The organism is Acinetobacter junii CIP 64.5, assembly GCF_000368765.1.
In the GTDB taxonomy this organism is placed as follows: domain Bacteria; phylum Pseudomonadota; class Gammaproteobacteria; order Pseudomonadales; family Moraxellaceae; genus Acinetobacter; species Acinetobacter junii.
The window spans coordinates 596,247-616,781 of record NZ_KB849654.1; the positions used below are offsets into that span (position 1 = coordinate 596,247).

Annotated in this window: 18 protein-coding genes and 1 tRNA gene; 9 read left to right on the forward strand and 10 right to left on the reverse strand. The window is 39.2% G+C overall.

What is annotated here, in order from left to right:
* The first annotated feature begins 8 nt into the window (after positions 1–8).
* Positions 9–464: a hypothetical protein gene (locus F948_RS04345; RefSeq protein ID WP_004952409.1), complete on the forward strand. Its 456-nt coding sequence runs from the start codon at positions 9–11 to the stop codon at positions 462–464.
* A 36-nt stretch (positions 465–500) separates the two neighbouring features.
* Here F948_RS04345 and F948_RS04350 read toward each other — a convergent pair whose 3' ends face one another.
* From F948_RS04350 to F948_RS04360, 3 genes are all read right to left on the reverse strand, one after another.
* Positions 501–1,229: an alpha/beta hydrolase gene (locus F948_RS04350; RefSeq protein ID WP_004960362.1), complete on the reverse strand. Its 729-nt coding sequence runs from the start codon at positions 1,227–1,229 to the stop codon at positions 501–503.
* Positions 1,230–1,484, reverse strand: coding sequence for a hypothetical protein (locus tag F948_RS04355; RefSeq protein WP_004960363.1), 255 nt, complete (start codon positions 1,482–1,484; stop codon positions 1,230–1,232).
* 204 nt (positions 1,485–1,688) lie between these two features.
* Entirely contained in the window at positions 1,689–3,749 is a 2,061-nt protein-coding gene (locus tag F948_RS04360; RefSeq protein WP_004960366.1) for a choline transporter, read from the reverse strand.
* Positions 3,750–4,168: 419 nt separating this feature from the next.
* Here F948_RS04360 and betI point away from each other — a divergent pair, with 419 nt between their 5' ends.
* The 4 genes from betI (at position 4,169) to F948_RS04380 (ending at position 8,885) form a co-directional block, all read left to right on the forward strand.
* Positions 4,169–4,795, forward strand: a complete 627-nt coding sequence (gene betI, locus F948_RS04365) for a transcriptional regulator BetI (protein ID WP_004960369.1) — start codon at positions 4,169–4,171, stop codon at positions 4,793–4,795.
* The gene (betB, locus tag F948_RS04370) at positions 4,788–6,257 is read left to right on the forward strand and encodes a betaine-aldehyde dehydrogenase (RefSeq protein ID WP_004960375.1); all 1,470 of its coding nucleotides are present in this window, start codon (positions 4,788–4,790) and stop codon (positions 6,255–6,257) included. The genes betI and betB overlap by 8 nt, the downstream gene beginning before the upstream one ends.
* Before the next feature lie 77 nt (positions 6,258–6,334).
* Positions 6,335–8,029, forward strand: a complete 1,695-nt coding sequence (gene betA / locus F948_RS04375) for a choline dehydrogenase (RefSeq protein WP_004960376.1) — start codon at positions 6,335–6,337, stop codon at positions 8,027–8,029.
* A gap of 64 nt (positions 8,030–8,093) precedes the next feature.
* The gene (locus F948_RS04380) at positions 8,094–8,885 is read left to right on the forward strand and encodes a TorF family putative porin (RefSeq protein ID WP_004960378.1); all 792 of its coding nucleotides are present in this window, start codon (positions 8,094–8,096) and stop codon (positions 8,883–8,885) included.
* Between the two features lie 52 nt (positions 8,886–8,937).
* Here F948_RS04380 and F948_RS04385 read toward each other — a convergent pair whose 3' ends face one another.
* The gene (locus tag F948_RS04385; protein ID WP_004960380.1) at positions 8,938–10,113 is read right to left on the reverse strand and encodes a zinc-binding dehydrogenase; all 1,176 of its coding nucleotides are present in this window, start codon (positions 10,111–10,113) and stop codon (positions 8,938–8,940) included.
* Positions 10,114–10,451: 338 nt separating this feature from the next.
* On the opposite strand from F948_RS04385, the gene prs reads away from it, so the two are divergent.
* From prs to ntrR, 3 genes are all read left to right on the forward strand, one after another.
* Positions 10,452–11,330 carry a ribose-phosphate diphosphokinase gene (prs, locus tag F948_RS04390; RefSeq protein WP_004960382.1) on the forward strand — a complete coding sequence of 293 codons (879 nt, stop codon included), beginning with the start codon at positions 10,452–10,454 and terminating at the stop codon, positions 11,328–11,330.
* 24 nt (positions 11,331–11,354) lie between these two features.
* Positions 11,355–12,842: a nicotinate phosphoribosyltransferase gene (locus F948_RS04395; protein ID WP_004960384.1), complete on the forward strand. Its 1,488-nt coding sequence runs from the start codon at positions 11,355–11,357 to the stop codon at positions 12,840–12,842.
* Between the two features lie 369 nt (positions 12,843–13,211).
* On the forward strand, positions 13,212–13,979 hold the full coding sequence (gene ntrR / locus F948_RS04400) for an ADPR responsive transcriptional repressor NtrR (RefSeq protein ID WP_004960387.1): 768 nt from the start codon (positions 13,212–13,214) through the stop codon (positions 13,977–13,979).
* Positions 13,980–14,001: 22 nt separating this feature from the next.
* Here the strand turns inward: ntrR and F948_RS04405 are convergent, their stop codons facing one another.
* The 3 genes from F948_RS04405 to F948_RS04415 all read right to left on the reverse strand — a co-directional run bounded on the left by F948_RS04405 (position 14,002) and on the right by F948_RS04415 (position 17,035).
* On the reverse strand, positions 14,002–15,606 hold the full coding sequence (locus F948_RS04405; RefSeq protein WP_004960390.1) for a GMC family oxidoreductase: 1,605 nt from the start codon (positions 15,604–15,606) through the stop codon (positions 14,002–14,004).
* Between the two features lie 185 nt (positions 15,607–15,791).
* Positions 15,792–16,427: a nuclease-related domain-containing protein gene (locus F948_RS04410; RefSeq protein ID WP_004960393.1), complete on the reverse strand. Its 636-nt coding sequence runs from the start codon at positions 16,425–16,427 to the stop codon at positions 15,792–15,794.
* 113 nt (positions 16,428–16,540) lie between these two features.
* A complete protein-coding gene (locus tag F948_RS04415) occupies positions 16,541–17,035 on the reverse strand; it encodes a DMT family transporter (RefSeq protein WP_004960396.1) in 495 nt (164 codons plus the stop codon).
* Positions 17,036–17,063: 28 nt separating this feature from the next.
* Here F948_RS04415 and F948_RS04420 point away from each other — a divergent pair, with 28 nt between their 5' ends.
* Entirely contained in the window at positions 17,064–17,810 is a 747-nt protein-coding gene (locus F948_RS04420) for an IS5 family transposase (RefSeq protein WP_004960399.1), read from the forward strand.
* 376 nt (positions 17,811–18,186) lie between these two features.
* Here F948_RS04420 and F948_RS04425 read toward each other — a convergent pair.
* The 3 genes from F948_RS04425 to F948_RS04435 all read right to left on the reverse strand — a co-directional run bounded on the left by F948_RS04425 (position 18,187) and on the right by F948_RS04435 (position 20,533).
* Positions 18,187–18,263, reverse strand: a tRNA-Pro gene (locus tag F948_RS04425).
* Between the two features lie 303 nt (positions 18,264–18,566).
* Entirely contained in the window at positions 18,567–19,721 is a 1,155-nt protein-coding gene (locus F948_RS04430; protein WP_004960402.1) for a tyrosine-type recombinase/integrase, read from the reverse strand.
* A gap of 80 nt (positions 19,722–19,801) precedes the next feature.
* Positions 19,802–20,533 (reverse strand): 3'-5' exonuclease, encoded by a 732-nt coding sequence (locus tag F948_RS04435; RefSeq protein WP_004960406.1) that lies wholly within the window; start codon positions 20,531–20,533, stop codon positions 19,802–19,804.
* Positions 20,534–20,535 lie beyond the last annotated feature (2 nt).

Consider the following 20,535-nt stretch of genomic DNA (forward strand, 5'->3'; position numbering starts at 1 on the left):
TATGTGATATGAAACATTCTTTGCCCGCTTCTTCTGAGTCGTCTAAATTTATTATTTCTTCCATTTTTATATGGCTGACTTTGTTATGGTTACAAGCAACCTATATTGTGATTATTGGCGGCAATAGTTATCTGTTTTGGACAGCACTAGGTTTATTAGTACTCACCGCATTAAGTTTCCGTCCAAGTTCTTTAAAAAATAGAATTGCTCTTGTACTGACACTGGTATTACTGGGCAATTTAGTTTTCCACTCCCTGTTCTGCACTTATTTAATCTTAGCTTTTTATTGTATTTTTTATTTATATTCAGGGCATTATAAATACAAAAGATTTATGAAACTCTTCTGCCTATTCTTCATTATGATTTTATTTGCACTGTATCAAACGCAGTCTTTGCAAGAATTAAAAAGCCATTATGCTCCCTATGAAACAGGTGAAACATGGCAAAAATATGGTGCGCTATAGACCATAACATTTATGTTTGTTGTGGTTTTGATCAAATCATTTTTGTCTATATGTATCCATAAACTGAAGTGTATCCTTCAGAGTGAGTTGGGCCGGTTTGGTGTCCAACAGAAATTGATATTCATGAGCTGTAGGATCAGTTTTCTGATCAAAATATCGTGATTTGGTTGCTACACCAACTTTCTGCAATTGTTTTTCTAGTTGGCGAGCTTGTTGTTCAAATGAAGCGGTATTGCCATCTGTTAAATAAATTGGTGGAAGTGCTGCGTTTAGATATTCAGACACCACTAATCCTTTATCCTCAGTACGAGTAAGCCAGTCTTTGTCCTCTAAATATGCCCAACCAATACGTCCAAATGCAAATCGGGTAATCGCAGAGTTTGCCTGTAGAACCATATTTTTCAAATCATAAGGACCACAATACAATAAACCACCTCGGATGTCGGATAGATTTAAGGTCTTCTGAATATTGAGCAAGTCTGCATATTGAGGGTTGGATTGAATGAGTAAAAATTGCAAAGCGATCTGTGCTCCAGCGGAGTCCCCTGCAATAAATATATTCGCCATATTTAAATTATGTTGTTTAGCAAAGTTCGTTTTTATATAACGGATGGCTTCAGAAACTTGGATGACAGGTTCAGGATATTTTGCGGTCGGCACAAGTTCATAATTAAGCACAAAGACAGAGTAACCTTGTGAAGCTAATTCAGTTGCATAAGCTTTCACTTCAAGCTTATCTCCACCGACAAATCCGCCACCATGCACTCAAATTACTACGGGCTGATGAGCTAAAGGCACTTTAGTCTTGTAGAAGTCAAATGTATTTCTTTGAAACTTTGATGGATAGGTTAAGTTTGTCGATACAATCACGTTCGGCTCTTGGTACTGAGCAGGTCGTGAATCTTTTGGAATGCTAAATAAACTGTGCTGCAATAACCAAATTGTCGGCTTAGGACTGACAAATAATACAGATACAAAGATCACAACCATGAGAGCACAAAAGATCATTATTTTTTTCATTTGAAGTTCCTTCTAGTCTCATATTTGCGAGTTATCAGTTTATAAAACATTGATTCTTCTCTGTTGGCTGTTCGATTATGATCATTCGAACTACAAGATCATCTAACGCTTAATAAGAAAAAATAAGCTAGATTATGAAGCAAATTATACTTTGTAAAATCTTCACGATTTAAAAAAACCCCACAGAAATGTGAGGTCTTGTAATTAGTCTTGTGAGTCAGGATAAAGAGGACGATTTCCTGGACTAATTCGGTTGATATGTAAGAAAGTCATATGACGCTCATACTTATCTAAAATGTCATTAATGACCTGTTCTTTGGTATATCCGACCAAATCATTGTCTTGAGAACCTTCATACAAGAATGTTTCCAAACGATAGTAATATTGCTTACCACGTTTGCCTCGTTCACTAAATGTCGGAGCGATATAACGTACAGGCCAAATTTGATAGACAAAATTATGCTCATCTTCAATGAAAATCGTTAAGTCTAGGTGATACAACTTATCGTGGTATTCAGATTCGCCTTGATTAACCTCAACGTTCATCCCTCGTTTAATCAGTTCATCAGCAACCGTTTGCACTGCAGGTCTACATACATTGTCGAGCATACGCAATGTTTCATGGCTACCAGGATGATGCATGACACGTGAAAGGCGTTGTTTCCAATTTAGAATATCGACATTACCAACTACAGGTGCAGCATTTAAGCTACGACTAGCTTTACGATAATCTTCTAAACGGAGAGATTTATAGAGTCCAGCCATCACAAGCAGCATAACAAAGCTAAACGGTAATCCCATGATTACGGTTGCACTTTGTAAAGCAGTAATACCATTTGCCATCAACATCGCGATGGTCAATAAACCAATCGCAATCGCCCAAAACACACGTAACCAACGTGGTGCATCATTATCGACATTAGAAAACTTCGTGGTGAAGTTACCCAACACCAAAGCACCCGAGTCGGCAGAGGTCACATAGAACAGAAGCCCTGTAATGGTTGCTACACCAGCAACAAATCCAAACCACGGATACTGTGCCAATAAGTCATAAAACCCATGTGCAGGATCTGTCAAAACAGTTTGGGCTAAAGCTGTATTACCATCAAAAATAACATTGTACAAAGCACTGTTACCAAAGATTGATAACCATGTGATCGTGAATAGTAGAGGAATAATCAAAGTTCCACAGACAAACTCACGAATGGTACGACCACGTGAAATACGTGCCAAAAACAGACCTACAAATGGAGACCAAGCCACCCACCATGCCCAAAAGAATAATGTCCAACTATTCATCCACTCTTTCGGTTGTTCAAATGCAAAACTGTCTAAAGCTAAGCTTGGAAAGCGGCTGATATAGTCACCAAAGTTTTGTACCAAGGCATTTAATAAGAACTCTGTATTTCCTAAAAACAGCACAAATAGCATTAAACCAATAGCGGCGTAAATATTGATTTCAGAAAGTACTTTAATGCCTTTATTGACACCTGCTGTTACCGAAATAATCGTCACAATCACAGCAACCAAAATCAGTCCAGATTGAACCCATAAACCTTCAGGCCAATCAAATAAAACATGCAAACCATAATTGATTTGAACAACTGCAATACCACAAGTCGTTGCGATACCGAAAATCGTCCCAATCACGGCGGCGGTATCTACGGTATGACCAATCGGACCATCAATTTTTTTACCAAAAATCGGATAAAGCGCCGAACGAATGGTCAGAGGTAAGTTATAGCGATAACTAAAATATCCCAAAGCCATCCCGACTAAGGCATACATGCCCCAGCCTGTTAGACCATAATGAAATAAAGTCCATACCATCCCTTGACGAGCGGCTTCATAAGTTTGCCCCTCACCCACTGGTGGATTCATATAATGTGACAGTGGTTCAGCCACCGAGAAAAACATTAGATCTGTGCCGATACCTGCGGCGAACAGCATCGCCGACCAACTCAGCAGGCTAAACTCAGGTTTGGAATGTTTAGGACCTAGCTTTATATCGCCATAACGAGAACAAGCGATAAAAACCACAAAGATGAGGTAAAGCGTTGCGGCAAGTAAGTAATACCAACTGAATTTATCACTCACCCAAGCCAGTACAACATTGAGCAAATGATTCGAAAAATCATTAAATAAAATCGTCGTCAGTGAAAATATTAAAATTATGAGCGCTGAAACATAAAAGACCACGCGATTTAACTGATCTTTTGTTTGAATAGATGAATCATCAACTGCTCTTGGATTATCTGTCACCATACAATCCTCAAGGAAAATTTAAATTTTGAAAGTTGTTTTTCTCAATAACTCGACCACGATTTATTGACGAAAACAACGAGAAGACACAGCATTTAAAAGATATTAAAAACAACACCAATCATTGCATAAGCTGCATTTTTGTAATTACCCGTGTGGATGCAAAGAAGCATTTTTAAGAGTAATTGAGCTTAGACCCAACCACTAAAAATCCATTCAATAAATCAACACTTTTGATACTTTAACAGGGATCTCCGATAACACGGTTAAGAGTTATGTAAAGCATCCTTGTTGCAAATACTATACTTTTAATTGATTGAACGTTCAATCAATTAAAAGTATCATGATGTTGTGTTATCATTTTCTGCATCCAGATTTTAATCTAACGCCTTAATAATTTTAGGCATTTATGGCAACTACACATGACCAAACGCAGAGTTAAACCTGAACACGAACGCCGTGAAGAGATCGTTAATGCCGCATTTGAAGTGATTTATGAAGTGGGTTTATCACAAACCACCATTTCACAAATTGCAAAAAAAGCGGAGGTCTCAACAGGTATCGTCAGCCATTATTTTGGTGATAAGCAAGGGTTAATGATCAACTGTATGCGAGAGATGCTCAAAAGATTGCATCTCACCTCTCTGCAATACAAAGCCAATACAGCAGATCAACAACCTGAAAACCAAATTAAGGCAATCATTGATTCAAACTTTGATAGTAGTCAGGTCAATAAAACCGCTATGCGCGTTTGGTTAGATTTTTGGTCAGCCAGTATGCATAGCCCAGAGCTTGCACGTTTACAACGCATTAATGATCGACGCTTGTATTCGAACTTAAAACATCACTTTTTAAAACTGATGCCAAGTGAAAGTGCAAGTATTGCTGCGAGTGGCTTAGCAGCACTGATCGATGGGTTATGGCTACGAGGTGGACTCGTGGGGAATGATCATTTCGATCGGCAGAATGCAAGACGAGTTGCCTATGACTATTTAGACATGCAACTTCAACTGGCTAAACCCTTATTTCAGGAGAGACAAAATGAATGATGTGCAAACTCATCCATTGTATATCCACGGTCAATATGTCAATGCCACAAGTGGTGTAAGTTTTGACAGTATCAATCCAGCCAATGGCAACGTAATTGCCCATATCCAACAAGCCTCTCAACAAGATATTGAAAAAGCTGTTCAAAGTGCTCAACAAGGTCAAAAAGTTTGGGCGACAATCACAGCAGTTGAGCGTTCTCGTATTTTACGTCGAGCTGTAGATATTTTACGTGAACGCAATGATGAACTAGCAAAACTTGAAACCTTAGATACAGGTAAAGCTTATAGCGAAACATCGACTGTCGATATTGTGACAGGTGCTGATGTGCTCGAATATTACGCAGGTTTATCGACAGCCATCCAAGGTGAACAAGTTCCATTACGCGAAAGTAGTTTCTTCTATACTCGCCGTGAACCTTTAGGTGTCGTTGCAGGCATCGGTGCTTGGAACTATCCGATTCAAATTGCTTTATGGAAATCCGCTCCTGCGCTGGCTGCGGGCAATGCCATGATTTTCAAACCAAGTGAAATCACCCCACTTAGCGCATTTAAACTTGCTGAAATTTATACCGAAGCAGGTGTACCTGATGGTGTATTCAACGTCGTACAAGGGGCTGGTCGTGATATCGGTCAATGGCTGACAGAACATCCTGTCATTGAAAAAATTTCGTTTACTGGCGGTGTTGAAACTGGAAAAAAAGTGATGGCAAGTGCTGCTGCTTCGAGCTTAAAAGAAGTGACTATGGAACTTGGCGGTAAATCACCACTGATCATCTGTGAAGATGCAGATATGAATAAAGCCGCAGATATTGCGGTGATGGCGAACTTCTTTAGTTCTGGTCAAGTCTGTACCAATGGTACGCGTGTCTTTATTCCAGCATCATTAAAAACAGAATTTGAAAATGCAGTATTAGAACGTGTGCAACGTATTCGTATCGGCGACCCAATGAATGCAGATACCAACTTTGGTCCATTGACCAGTTTCCCGCATATGGAAAAAGTTCTTTCCTACATCAATGCAGGCAAACAACAAGGCGCCAAATTACTGATCGGTGGTGATCGAGCAACGGGTGAATTGGCTGAGGGTGCATATGTATTACCGACAGTATTTACAGATTGTACCGATGATATGCGAATCGTGCAGGACGAAATCTTTGGTCCAGTCATGAGCATCTTGAGCTACCAAACTGAAGATGAAGTCATTCGTCGTGCCAATAACACCACTTTTGGTCTAGCAGCAGGTGTGGTGACACCAGACATTAACAAAGCACATCGCATTATTCACCAAATCGAAGCTGGTATTTGTTGGATCAATACTTGGGGCGAATCCCCTGCTGAAATGCCAGTCGGTGGTTATAAACAATCTGGTGTAGGTCGTGAAAATGGGATCTCGACCCTATCTCACTACACACGCATTAAATCCGTTCAAGTTGAGCTTGGTGATTACCAAAGCATTTTCTAAAAGCATTGCGCTTTATCTTATCTTGATCAACTGAGTCACATGTATTCAGTTGATCTTGCAACAAATAAAGGCAGATTATGAATAAGCAAGAATACGATTATATTATTATTGGTGCAGGCTCAGCAGGTAACGTCCTCGCTGCACGTTTAACTGAAGATGCAGATATCTCAGTATTATTATTAGAAGCAGGCGGTCCAGATTATCGGCTTGATTTCCGCACGCAAATGCCAGCCGCTTTGGCGTTTCCACTACAAGGCCGTCGCTACAATTGGGCATATTTGACCGACCCTGAACCACATATGAACAATCGCCGTATGGAGTGTGGTCGTGGTAAAGGTCTAGGTGGCTCATCACTCATTAATGGTATGTGCTACATCCGTGGTAACGCGATGGATTTAGACCAATGGTCAACGCATCAAGGGCTTGAAGATTGGAGCTATGCGGATTGTTTACCATATTACCGAAAATCAGAAACACGCGACATTGGTGCTAACGATTATCACGGCGGTGAAGGTCCTGTTTCAGTCACCACCCCAAAACAAGGCAATAATGAACTGTTTCATGCCATGATCGAAGCAGGTGTACAGGCAGGTTATCCTCGTACAGATGATTTAAACGGTTATCAGCAAGAAGGTTTCGGTCCGATGGATCGAACGGTGACACCACAAGGTCGTCGTTCGAGTACTGCTCGCGGTTATTTAGATATGGCAAAAGGTCGTCCCAATTTGACGATTGTCACCCACGCCATGACCAATAAAATCTTATTTAGTCATAAACAAGCAATTGGTGTCGAATACATTATTGGTTTAGATCAAGCCAACATGAAACAAGCATATGCCAAACGTGAAGTCTTGTTATGTGCAGGTGCAATTGCATCACCGCAAATTTTACAGCGCTCAGGTGTTGGACAAAGCACTTTCCTCAAATCGATGGATATTGAGGTGGTACAAGACTTACCTGGCGTGGGTGAAAACCTGCAAGATCATTTGGAAATGTATTTACAATACAAATGTAAAAAACCAGTTTCACTTTACCCAGCATTGAAATGGTACAACCAACCTGCGATTGGTGCAGAGTGGTTATTCCTTGGCAAAGGTATCGGTGCAAGTAACCAATTCGAAGCAGGTGGTTTTATTCGTTCATCTGATGAATTTGAATGGCCAAATATTCAGTATCACTTCTTACCCGTTGCGATTAACTACAATGGTAGTAATGCCGTGAATGAGCATGGCTTTCAAGCCCATGTTGGTTCAATGCGTTCACCTTCACGTGGTCGGATCAAACTCAAATCCAAAGATCCATTTGAGCATCCAAGTATCTTGTTTAATTACATGTCAACCGAACAAGATTGGCGTGAATTCAGAGATGGGATTCGTATCACGCGTGAAATCATGCATCAACCCGCACTTGACCCTTATCGTGGCGAAGAAATCAGCCCAAGTATGCAGTTAAAAACCGACGCTGAACTAGACTCTTTTGTCCGAGAACATGCCGAGACAGCCTATCATCCATCATGCAGTTGCAAAATGGGTGAAGATGAAATGGCTGTTGTCGATGGTCAAGGTCGTGTTCACGGCGTACGCGGGCTACGTGTAATTGATGCCTCTATCATGCCAATCATTATCACAGGCAACTTAAATGCCACCACGATTATGATGGCAGAAAAAATTGCTGATCAAATTCGTGGGCAAAAATTACCACCTTCGCAAGCACCTTATTTCAAAGCAGGATCAAGCCCTGTTCGTCAGACTCCTTTACGTCCATTTGCATAACCTAGTCCAGTTATGTTCAGCACCTTATGACACTAAGGTGCTGCCAACCATTAGGAAAATTCAAATGAAAAGAATTTTACTTCTAGTCCCTTTGGGCTTCTTCTTGCACACTGCTCATGCCACTGAAGCAAGCACAGAAATAGCATCACCTTTTAGCGCTAATCTAACACTCGCAAGTCAATATGTATCACGTGGTTTTCAACAAACTTGGGGCAAACCTGCAATTCAAGGTGGAATAGACTATAACCATGATAATGGTTTTTATGCTGGAACTTGGGCATCGACTGTGAGTGATCATTTTATTCGTGATGCATCAGTAGAGTGGGATGTTTATACGGGTTACAGCCGTAGTTTTGGAGATCTAACTCTAGGCACTAAAGTCGCTTACTACTATTATCCTGGCGCCAAAACTACAGCAGAAACAGGAAATACTCGCTTTGATTACGGTGAAATAATCCCAGAAATCAGTTATGGACCATTAAGTGTTAAATATTCCATTACCTACACCCAAGATTACTTCGGGAATAACTCGGATACTTTAGGTATTGGTACTAATAAACATTCTCGTGGTTCAGGTTATCTTGATGTCAGTTGGCATCAACCTTTAGGGCAAGGTTGGTCGGCAGATGCGCACTATGGTCATCAGCGAATCAAAAACTTCTCTGATGCAAACTTTCAAGACGTCAGCTTTGCCATTAATAAACAACTCTCGTACAACCTTTTGGGAAGTTTAAGTTACAGCAAAGCATGGGATAAAGATGATTACTACAAGCAATATAGCAATGGCAATCCTAATGCCAAAGTCTCAAATCCAATTGATTCCACGGTGGCTGTCTCACTGACAAAAAGTTTTTAATCCGCAAAATAAAAAAAGCTGCAATCAATGCAGCTTTTTTATTCAATACCATTTAGGCATTGATCAACTCAATATCTGATCCTGCTCGTTTTGGATCGATCAGAATTTTTGCATGTTGCTCTGGATCACGTAAGGCATCAAAGGCATTCCCTACACCTTCCAGACCAACCACACCCGTAATCAGCGGTGAGACATCAATTTTACCTTCAGCAATCATATGCAGGGTGTCACGAAACTCAAGTGGTGTATAACCCAATACATATTGGATTTCCAATTCTTTATTGATCGCCAATGCAGGTTCGATCTTATCACTTTGCATACAGACACCTACGCCCACAATACGTGAGAACAATGGTGCACCCTCCAAGATTTGCTGCATGATGCCAGAGACACCTACGCATTCAAAAATCACAGGACGTTTCGGTAATAGGCCAAGCTTATCCCCGACGCGCATAGCATTAACCCATGGCAAAGAGAAAGTCTGAACTTTATCAAAAATACCCATCCCCATATTGATTGCTTCAGAAACATTGCCGAGTAGACCAAGCTCTTTCCAACTACTAAATGGAGATTGTTGTTTAGGATCAATCAAGACATCTGCACCGCACAGTTCAGCGAGTCTACGACGATTTGGTGAAAAATCACTAGCAACTACCGTTTTAACTCCCGCGGCTTTGAGCATAATAATTACGCCTAAACCAACAGGACCACAGCCAATTACAATCGCTGGTTCATTTTTCTTAATCCGACTACGACGAACTGCATGTAAAGCAACAGCCATCGGTTCAGTTAACGCTGCGCTGTCGGCATCTAAGCCATTTGGCACTTCAAACATTAAACTTGATTGAACCAAGATTTGCTCAGCATAACCACCTGAAGCACTCGGTGATAGACCAGTTGGGACATAACCTTTTGGATCAACATTTAATAGCGGCATCGCACAAACTAGTGTGTCGGCTTTTAATTTACGGCGCGTTTTTGGACCATAATCTAAGACTTTACCGCAGAACTCATGACCGAAAACCAGCTTATCTGAGGATTTTGCTACCCCATTAAAACCTACACGTGCTGCCAAATCATGCATATGATCACAGTGATGTTGCATGTGTAAATCAGAACCACAGATTCCACAACGTACCACCTCAAGTAACACCTGTCCTTTAGCAGGAACTAATTGAAGACTATCTTCAAGCTTCAATTCAGCGTTAAGACAAACTAGAGATTTCATAGGATGCTTTCCTTATTGTTTTATTGCATGTGTTAACTGTTTTAATTTTTTCATTAAAACAGTTTAGCTCACTTATTTCATTTTTAATTTTGACATACAGCATTGTCAGAATATATGACTTAAAGATCAATATTCCTATCAAATAAGGTCAGCTTTATAAATCACTCGATAATGCAGTTTAAAAATCATTCTCTTTTAACTTCAAATAGATGAATCTTTTTTTCTAAATTACTCCCTATTTTTATTAAAAAAGATCAAATTTAACACTTGCCTTAAATAGTGTTATTATGCCAATATATATTTACTGGCTTTAAGCCACTATAAAAGAGAAATTAAAAATGACGATCCAACTTATGACAGCTCAAGCGAATGTTCCCATCGAGTTTTTGCAGTTTTCAGGTGGCGAACGTCATATTCAACTACAACCAGAGTTATTGAACCAATTACAAGCACACGCTCAGATCACAGCCTCACTGAATCACAGTACAGATGTAATGGACTATCTATTACTGGAAAATGTGTTGTTAGAACAAGGCTCGCGCCTTTCGGTGGAAATCCCTTATTTTCCTTACGCACGTCAAGATCGTATCTGTGCACAAGGTCAGGCCTTCTCATTAGATTTAATGACCAAGTTATTGAATAGCAATAGCGAAAAATTTGCAGGACAACGTCAGAAAATTGTGGTGTGGGATTGTCATAGTCCAAAGACCATAGAGCTGTTACGCAAAAATACCAACTTCCAAGAGGTAATCAATATCGAACCGATTGAGATTATCCAGCAAAGCTCAACATTGATGCAGATCTTAAGCGCAGATAATACCGTGTTGATCTGTCCTGATGCAGGTGCAATACAACGCACCCAAGCGATTGCCAACGGCATCAATTCGCAACGCCAACAGGCGATTGACATCATTCACTGTGAAAAACAACGTGATCCAAACACTGGAAAAATTAGAGCAATAGCGGTGAATAGCCCTGATTTGACAGGAAAAACAGCCGTTATCACCGATGATATTTGTGACGGTGGTGCAACATTTATTGGTATTGCCAAACAACTACGCAGCCTAAACTGCCAAAACATTATCTTGTATGTCACACACGGCATTTTTAGTAAGGGGCTGGCGGTATTTGATGGCTTGGTCGATCAGGTGTTTACCAGCAATAGCCTGCCACAAGCAGAAGCAAACAAACTCAATATCATCAATTTTCAAAATTAAGCTCTTAAGTAAGAGGCCTATAAAATGACTATGAAAATAAATCCACTCAATGCAATTGATTTCTACAAAGCCGATCACCGTCGTCAGTATCCAGTGGGGACTGAATACGTCTATGCTAACTTTACCCCTCGCTCATCACGTTTAGCCAAAATGTTGCCTGATTTTGACGACAAGATTGTGTTCTTCGGTTTACAAGGTTTTATCAAACATTTTTTAATTGAAAGTTGGAACGAGGGCTTCTTTAATCAACCTAAAGCCAAAGTAGTCGCAGCCTATAAACGTCGCATGGACAATTCTCTAGGTGAAGGTGCTGTTCCCGTTGAACACATCGAAGCATTGCACGATCTTGGCTATTTACCTTTAAAGATTAAGGCACTTGAAGAAGGTAGCCGAGTCAATATCAAAGTGCCTGTATTGACCATTATTAATACTGATCCGAATTTCTTTTGGTTAACCAACTATATTGAAACTGTGCTCAGTGCCGAATTATGGAAAAGTTGCACCACTTCAACAATTGCTTATGAATACAAACGCTTGTTAACTCAATATGCAGAAAAAACAGGTGTACCTTTAGACTTTGTTGCTGTTCAAGGCCATGATTTTAGTAGCCGTGGGATGAGTGGCATCTATGATGCAGCTCAATCAGGCGTGGGGCACTTGACCAGTTTTATCGGTACCGATTCAGTCACTTCGATTGACTATGCTGAAGAATATTATAACACCACTGGTGTCGTCGGTGTTTCGGTGCCTGCAACAGAACACAGTGTGATGTGTATGGGCAGTGAAGAGAGTGAAATCGAGACCTTTAGACGTCTGATCTGTGAACTCTATCCGAGTGGCGTGGTCAGTATTGTTTCAGATACTTGGGATTTTTGGCGTGTGATTACTGAGTTTAGCGTGGAATTAAAATCAGAGATTCTAAATCGCCAACCAAATGCCCTCGGACTCGCCAAAGTGGTGTTTCGCCCTGACTCTGGTGATCCTGTGAAAATTATCTGTGGCGATCCTGATGCAGAGCTAGATAGTCCCGCTTATAAGGGTGCAGTGCAATGTTTATGGGAAATTTTTGGCGGTACAGAAACAGCCCAAGGCTATAAAGTACTGAATGAACGTGTTGGTTTAATCTATGGTGACTCGATTACTCTAGAACGTGCCCAAAATATCCTAAAAGGCTTAGAAGCCAAAGGCTTTGCCTCGAATAATCTAGTCTTTGGTATTGGCAGCTATACCTATAACTATTTAACTCGCGACACTTTTGGCTTTGCCGTAAAAGCCACTTGGGGTCAAGTCAACGGCGTAGGTCGTGAGCTGTTTAAAGACCCTGTGACAGATTCGGGTGTTAAAAAATCAGCCAAAGGTTTATTAAGGGTTGAACAAACTAATAATGGCTTTGAGTTATTTGATCAACAAAGCTTTGAACAGGAAAATAAGGGGGCATTGCAAACAGTATTTGAAAATGGTCAATTATTAAGAGAATGCTCTCTTGACCAAATTCGGGAGAGATTGGTCTAGGCAAAACTTTCTATGATTAAAACACATCCAGTGCTTAGATACTCGGAAAAGTCATCCACAACCTGAACAAGCCAAAGCGACTAAAGCATTGGCTTAGTGCAAGATAAATGAAATGAACAGTTAAGCGCTTAGGCAAAGCTTTCGCTTTACGGTACGGCAAAGATTATCAATCTTTACCGTACCTCAGGTTTGGCCTACTTTTGCCAAAACATTTACGAAGCTTTAAACGCTTCTCAGGTCGAGCCTGAACAAACTTAAGAGATTAAAGCTTTAGTGAAGTGTAAGACATAGTGGCTTATCCTAAAATATGATGAGAACCCAATAAGACTCCGCTATGATGTTACTTTATTCCGATTTCTTAATATTTCTATGAGTAAGGAAACTATCCATACGTCCGAACAGGAATACCTTGCCCACTATCAAAAAACAGACTATGACACCCCACTGTTTACGGTTGATATGGCTATTTTTTCTGTGGCAAAAGGTCAATTACAAGTCTTAATGATTCAGCGCTCTAACTTTCCCGAAAAAGGAAAATGGGCGCTTCCAGGTGGTTTTATTGATTTAAAAACTGATCCAGATTTAATGGCAACAGCACATCGTAAACTACTTGAAAAAACAGGGATTCATTCTCCGTACCTTGAACAAGTTGAAACCATCGGCAATCAGCATCGTGATCCACGTGGTTGGTCGATCACATCACTTTATTTTGCACTGATTGATTTTAGTAAATTTGAAATTCAAAAGACTTCAACAACTGAAATAAGTAAATGGATTTCTATAGAAGAAGCCTTGCGACTAGAATTAGCTTTTGACCATCAGAAATTACTAAAATTAGCATTTGATCGCTTGTGCAATAAAACCCGCTATACCGCACTCCCAGCTAGTCTCATGCCTGAATTATTTACCCTGACCGAATTACAAACAATCTATGAAATTATTTTAGGCCAAACCCTAGAAAAAAAATCATTTAGACGACGCATGCAGGAGGCGGGAGCAGTTGAGGAAACAGGGCAACAAAAAATTGTCGGTAAACGCCCTGCTCAATTATTTCGTTATGCACTAGATGATTTTAATTTCACCTTTCCGCGTATGTTGGAAACACCACGTAACTCAGATAATAAAGAAGAGAGCTAAGGCAAAACCTTAGCTCAAAATATCACTTCCAAGTTTCGCGAATCATGTCTACTGCTTTTTCAGCAATCATGATCGCAGGTGCGTTGGTATTACCATTTACCACTGTTGGCATAATCGACGCATCAATCACACGCAAGCCTTGAATACCATATACTTTCAGCTCAGGATCAACCACAGCCATCTCATCTACACCCATTTTGCAACTACCAACTGGGTGATACACCGTGTCGACACGTTGGCGTAAAATCTCACGAATCTCATCATCAGATTGCACGTTTGCAGTAAACATATCTTCTTTAATTTTTTCACTCAAAGCAGGTGCTTGCATTAACTTTTGCGTGACTTTAAATCCATCAACCATATCTTGAAGGTCTTGCTCATCCTCAAGGAATTTAAAGTCAATTAATAGCGGATCATCTACATTTTTGCCACTGAGTTTGACCGAACCACGCGCACGAGGATTGAGCAAACATACGTGGCATGAAATACCGTGTCCTGTATGCATGGTTCGAGCATGATTATCTACTACAGCAATGACGAAATGCAGTTGTAGATTCGGTTTATCTAACTCAGGACGGCTCTTTAAGAAACCACCACACTCTGCATAATTGGTCGTAATTAGACCTCGACGCTCCTTACGATAACGCCCAATTTGTTTGATTAAATCTAAACTACCACCAACAGAAACACCGAAAGTTCCATCTATTTGTTTAGTCTTATAAGCAAAAATAAAGTCAGGATGGTCATGTAGATTTTCACCAACTCCAGCTAAATCTTTAACCACAGGAATACCGTGTTTTTCTAATTCTTGACGAGGACCAATCCCCGAAAGCATCAAAACTTGTGGTGATTGGAAAGCCCCTGCAGAGAGTAAAACTTCTTTATTTGCACGAACAACTGTGACTTGTCCTTTATGCTTAAATTCCACGCCTACAGCACGACCATTTTCGATCACAATTCGCGATACCATCGCTTGTGTGATCACATGTAAATTTGGACGCTTACCGATATAAGGCAATAAATACCCACGTGCAGCACTCCAACGTTCACCATTCTTCTGGGTAACTTGATAGACACCTACGCCTTCTTGCTCTGCGCCATTAAAATCATCATTCAGTGGATAGCCTACTTGTTTAGCTGCTTCAATAAAGGTTTTTTGGTATGGATTATCTGAATGTAGTTCACTTACATTGAGTGGACCATGCTGTCCATGATACTCATTTTTAATTCTTTCGTTATGTTCTGATTTTTTAAAATATGGTAACACTTCATTATAGGACCAACCGGTATTTCCTAAAGCTGCCCAATGATCATAATCATCCCGATGCCCGCGAATATACACCATTGCATTGATCGCTGAACTCCCGCCTAAGCATTTACCACGTGGTTGATATCCTTTACGTCCATTTAAACCTTTTTGCGGTATGGTTTCTAGTGCCCAGTTATTCAGTTTCGTTGGGATGCTAATCACCGCAGCTGCTGGTGTATTCACTAACCAGCTATTGCCGTCCCCACCCGCTTCCAATAAACATACTGAAATATTTGGATTCTCCGAGAGTCTACCTGCAAGCACACTACCCGCCGAACCACCACCTATTACTACAAAGTCAAATGCTGTTTGTGTCATTGCTATCCCTGTTATTTTCATTCTTTCAAAATGCAAAAAGATTATGCTCAAATGCACATCTAAATATTGGTTTACTTGTCTAACAGACTTGATTATTCCTCATAAAAAGTAACTGGATATGGGGCAAAGTACAATAGCCAAATCTGGCAATACGATTGAGTTAAATCATCAATTTCTACAGTCACTTATACAGTGGATTTCTTTTCTATTTCCTTTTGCTTTAAATGCTCAACATGCAAACGATTTGTCTTCCAAGAAGGCTCTAATACTTCTTTTTCAATTCGATATTTAATTCTTTTGAGCTTCATCGGACTAATCACCTGTTGATCAAAACGTTTTACGTATTCAATCCAAGCTTTACTACGAAAGACATTTTCAGGCATATCTGTTTTAAATTCGCTTCGAGCTGTAAATACAACAATAGAATGCAAATACTGCGGATCAACAACATCACTTAAAACCATTTCCAATACTTTAATATGCTTATAGTTTTGGTGTAACGGATTCTGAAATTTATAACTTTTCTTATAAATTTTTTGTGTCCACTGCTTCTGGCGAGCATTTCCAAAAATCCATCCCGTATAGTTTTTAGTTTCAACGATGAAAACACCATAAGGACTTATTAAAATATGATCAATTTGAGTCGTCCCGTCTTTCTGATCAGGTAGAGTACAATTATTGAGCAATATATATTCAGCACTTAAATACTTAGCAACATGCTCAGAAACCATAAACTCACCAACTTTCCCCTTGAAATTCGGTGATTTGAGATATGTAACCACAGCAAGCATAAGAAGAATTAAAATAATATAAAAGAACATACTTCCCCATGAATATTTTATTTTTTAGAAATTAAAATCAACAGCATCAAATATACAATATATTTGTCAAAATATTATTATAAAAACTGGGTTAAAAACCAATTCGTAATATTTTATTTGGTCGCACTTCTATATTCTCCAAATAGCATAATCAAACCACCAATAAAAATAAAAAGTAATCCAAATAATTTGAAAGCATCTATTTTCTTTATTTGCATCCCTAATAAACCACTATGATCAATTAAGGTAGCAAAAATCATTTGCCCTAAAAATATCCATAATAGTGTATTGGTTGCACCTATATGTGGAGCTGCCACAAACATACATAGAATATAAAGTGAACCCAAGAAACCTGACAACCACATCCACCAAGATGTATTTTGATAAAATGGTGGTTTCACCGTTCCATCCATCCACAATGCAATAACAAGCGAAACAATCGCACCGCCTATATAAAGAAAAAAGGTCGACTGTATTTGGCTTGCGCCACTGCTATGACGAAAGGCATTAATGACTGCCAATTGTAATGGAACAACTAGCCCACCTAATAATATACTAGGGTGTGTTGACACTTTTAGCTTAAAAAAATAGCGAAGTAGTAAAATCAAATCGCCAAACCTAATTTTACTATTCGCTATGCCTCGTACCATGCTGACAGATCAACACTGGCAAAAGTTGAAAACTATTTTGCGTAATTTATCTATTCATCACAACTCAAATTTACGTAATTTTATTGAAGCTATTCTCTATAGAATTAGAACAGGCTGTCCGTGGCGAGATATTCCTTCCTATTTCGGTCAATCAAACTCTATTTTCAAACGTTTTAATCGTTGGTCAAGCAGCGGTAAGTTGCTTAGATTATTCAAATTATTAGCATCATGCCCCGATATGGAGTGGATTTTTATTGATGGCTCTCACGTACGTGCTCATCAACATTCTGCCGGTATAGCGAATCAATCCATTTCTAAAAGTGTAGGAGGAAACTCCTCAAAAATACATTTGATTGTTGATTCACATGGCAATCCTATTGATTTCATGATTACCGATGGCACTACACATGACATCAAAGTTGCATCTGATTTAATAGCAACATTAGATTTAAAAGAGACAGAAGTGGTATGCGCAGATAAAGGCTATGATTCAGAACCACTGCGTGAGCAGATCAGAAAAACAGGAACAAAAGCGAATATACCAAAGAAAATAAATAGCCAATCGAACAATGATCATATGGATTGGTATTTATATAAAATCAGGCATTTAGTTGAAAATATGTTTTGTAGATTAAAACAATTTAGAGGGATAGCTACTCGATATGACAAGCTCAAAAGAAATTATCAAAGTGCTGTTGCCTTAGCCTGTATATTTTTATGGCTACCTTTATAGGTTTAATTATGAACAGTAAATGTCAACAGACCCTAATCAAAACATAATTAATATTTTGCATTCATTGACTCTCATTTTTAGGTTTCTAATTTTTATGAACTAATTGGATTGAGAAACTTATGATCATGCTTGTAGAAGGTTTCAACATAATGATTGAGTAACTCTTACTCTAAACTATCTTATAAAAACAAATACCGCATCAAACATTTTATAGTTCAATTGTGACTCAAATGCTTTTGATTAAATAATAAAAGCTTGGCGATAGAAATAATTTCAGAAGAGTAAATAAGTTTTCGTTATTTAATTAAATAAGATATAAAAATACAGACGTAAAAAAACCGCTGATTAGCGGTATTTTATCTCATCTTTAAGATGATGGTCGGAGCAGTAGGATTCGAACCTACGACCCCCTGGTCCCAAACCAGGTGCACTACCAGGCTGTGCTATGCTCCGATTACTCTATAAAAGAGTGGGGTGAATGACGGGATTCGAACCCCACACAAATTAAAAATAATTCAATATATAACAATAAATTAAGATTTTAGAAGGCTAAAAATGGGCAAATATGGGAATATATAACCATTGGTACGGTCATCGCACCAAGATAACGATCGCAAATTTTGAAAATGAAATTAGCCGTTATTGGGGGCTATGTTTAACCGAGTAATGGAGTAATAAAAAAAAAGTACCTAAATAATTCAGGTACTTATTGTTAAGTTTTCAGAGTAATGTTTTAGTGAATCATTAAGATGATTATTACTGCTGAATATATTGATTAATTTTAGATAAATAGTCTGGCATATCTTCAGCAATCAATTTGCCGTAATGCTTATAGATCATAGATGTATCTGCGTGCCCCAGCTGCTCCGCGATCCACTCTGGAGGGACTTGGCCACTCGATAATAATTGGCTCGCAAAAGTATGCCGACCTTGGTTGATTCCCCTTTTTCGTACCTTTGCCTTTTTGAGATGTTTGCCCCATCGATAGCGCAATTCGTGATACTCAAAATGTGTCGACCGTTCACGATTGAGCCAGACGAATCTTAATCTCTCCTCCTTATAACTGTGGTTATCGCGCTGAAGCACTTCAATCACTTGTGTTCGAGCATTCCCTGAAAAGTGATATTGCTCCTTCAGTGCATCCAATGCTGGCTGTAACAGTTTAATTTCACGTTTACGACGACGATTTTTAGTTACTCGATACACACCGCGAACATAAGACCGGTTTATTTGTATTGTCCCCTTTTCTAAATTGATATCCTCCCAAGCGATTGGGATCTGTTCCGACATGGAAAGACCAGTCCAGAAAAGGCAAGGTAAAAGGTTCTCGATATCGAGATCCGTTTCAGTCTGAAGTAATCGATTGATTTCAGCTTTGGTAAATGGATCTGGCTCTGGAGTATCCGCTTGGTGAATGGTGATGTTTTGGAATGGATCGAATGCCACTTTATTTTCATCACGCCAAACGGCATGTACTTGTGAAAATCTAGTGATGATTTCACGTATGGTTTTACTGCTGTGCGTATCTTTTAATTGTTTAATCCATTTCTTAACTTGTTTAGTCTCGATTTCTTCAGGGTGGAATCTGCCCCATTTGGGATTTATGTGGTTTTTTACATGACCTTCATAAGATGCATAAGTGCTTGGAGCAACTTCCTTTTTAATGTCCTCTAAATAAATTTTTGCATAGAAAGAGATCTGGTTTTCCTTTAAATTTTTTGAGTTTGGAAAATGTCTTGATAGCTCAAACTTCCCCATTTTCATTTCTAGAGTGATCAATTCAGCCCATTGTTTGGCTCGTTCTGTGTGCTCTGGAGTCGCTGGCCAATCTAAAGGTTCATTAAGTTTTTCACCTTTGTTGAGAATCCACATTCGTAAACTATTGCCACGACACTCGATACCCGCTGCCATAATATTTCCTAAAATTCACATAAACTTATTCTAAAAAAAATGCGCCTCATTCGGAGGCGCATTTGAGGTGTTTAATAGGTTCAGAAAGGGAGCTCACTTCGTCTGAAGGATTCGGTACGCAATGAACTTAATAGGAAACCATCAGACTTTTCGATTAGATCATCAAGGATTTGATCGGGTAAATCTGATATTGCATAGCCTTTGTATTCCCCATAAAAAATATGTGTTGGGGTGCGAGAGTTGTATGCAAATGCAGCTAGATCCTCCATGTCTTTTAGCCCTGCCGTTTGGACTATAGCCTTTAAAATTTCAAAGGTTGTGTAACAGTCACTAATTGCACTATGTGCTTCCTTTAAGCATATACGTGTTTGCCTTTTGTTTTCACTGACATGATATGCAAGGGCAGTTAATGAATGACTTTCTAGCTGTGGCCATAAACGTCGAGCCATTGCCAGTGTACAAATTGATTGAAATGGATCATATAGTTGTGCATTGAAATCGAAACCAGCTCTATTCATAGCTTGGACATCATAATCAATATTATGACCAATCAAATAACGTGTATTTAATTTCTGTGGGATTTTAAATTCAGTAAATGGCTGACAGTCCTTCAAATCCTCATCAAAGATATGATGCACGGCCATTGCACCTAAACCGATAGATTCACTTGGTTTGAATCGACCTAAATCATGCTCATATCCGATCTTGAGTTCACCATCCTCAAAAGTGAAATCCAAGGCACCTGCTTCTATAATGTCGCCATGTAATTTATGGGTTTCTGTGTCGAAAATTAATCCTTGGTTCGGGTACATAA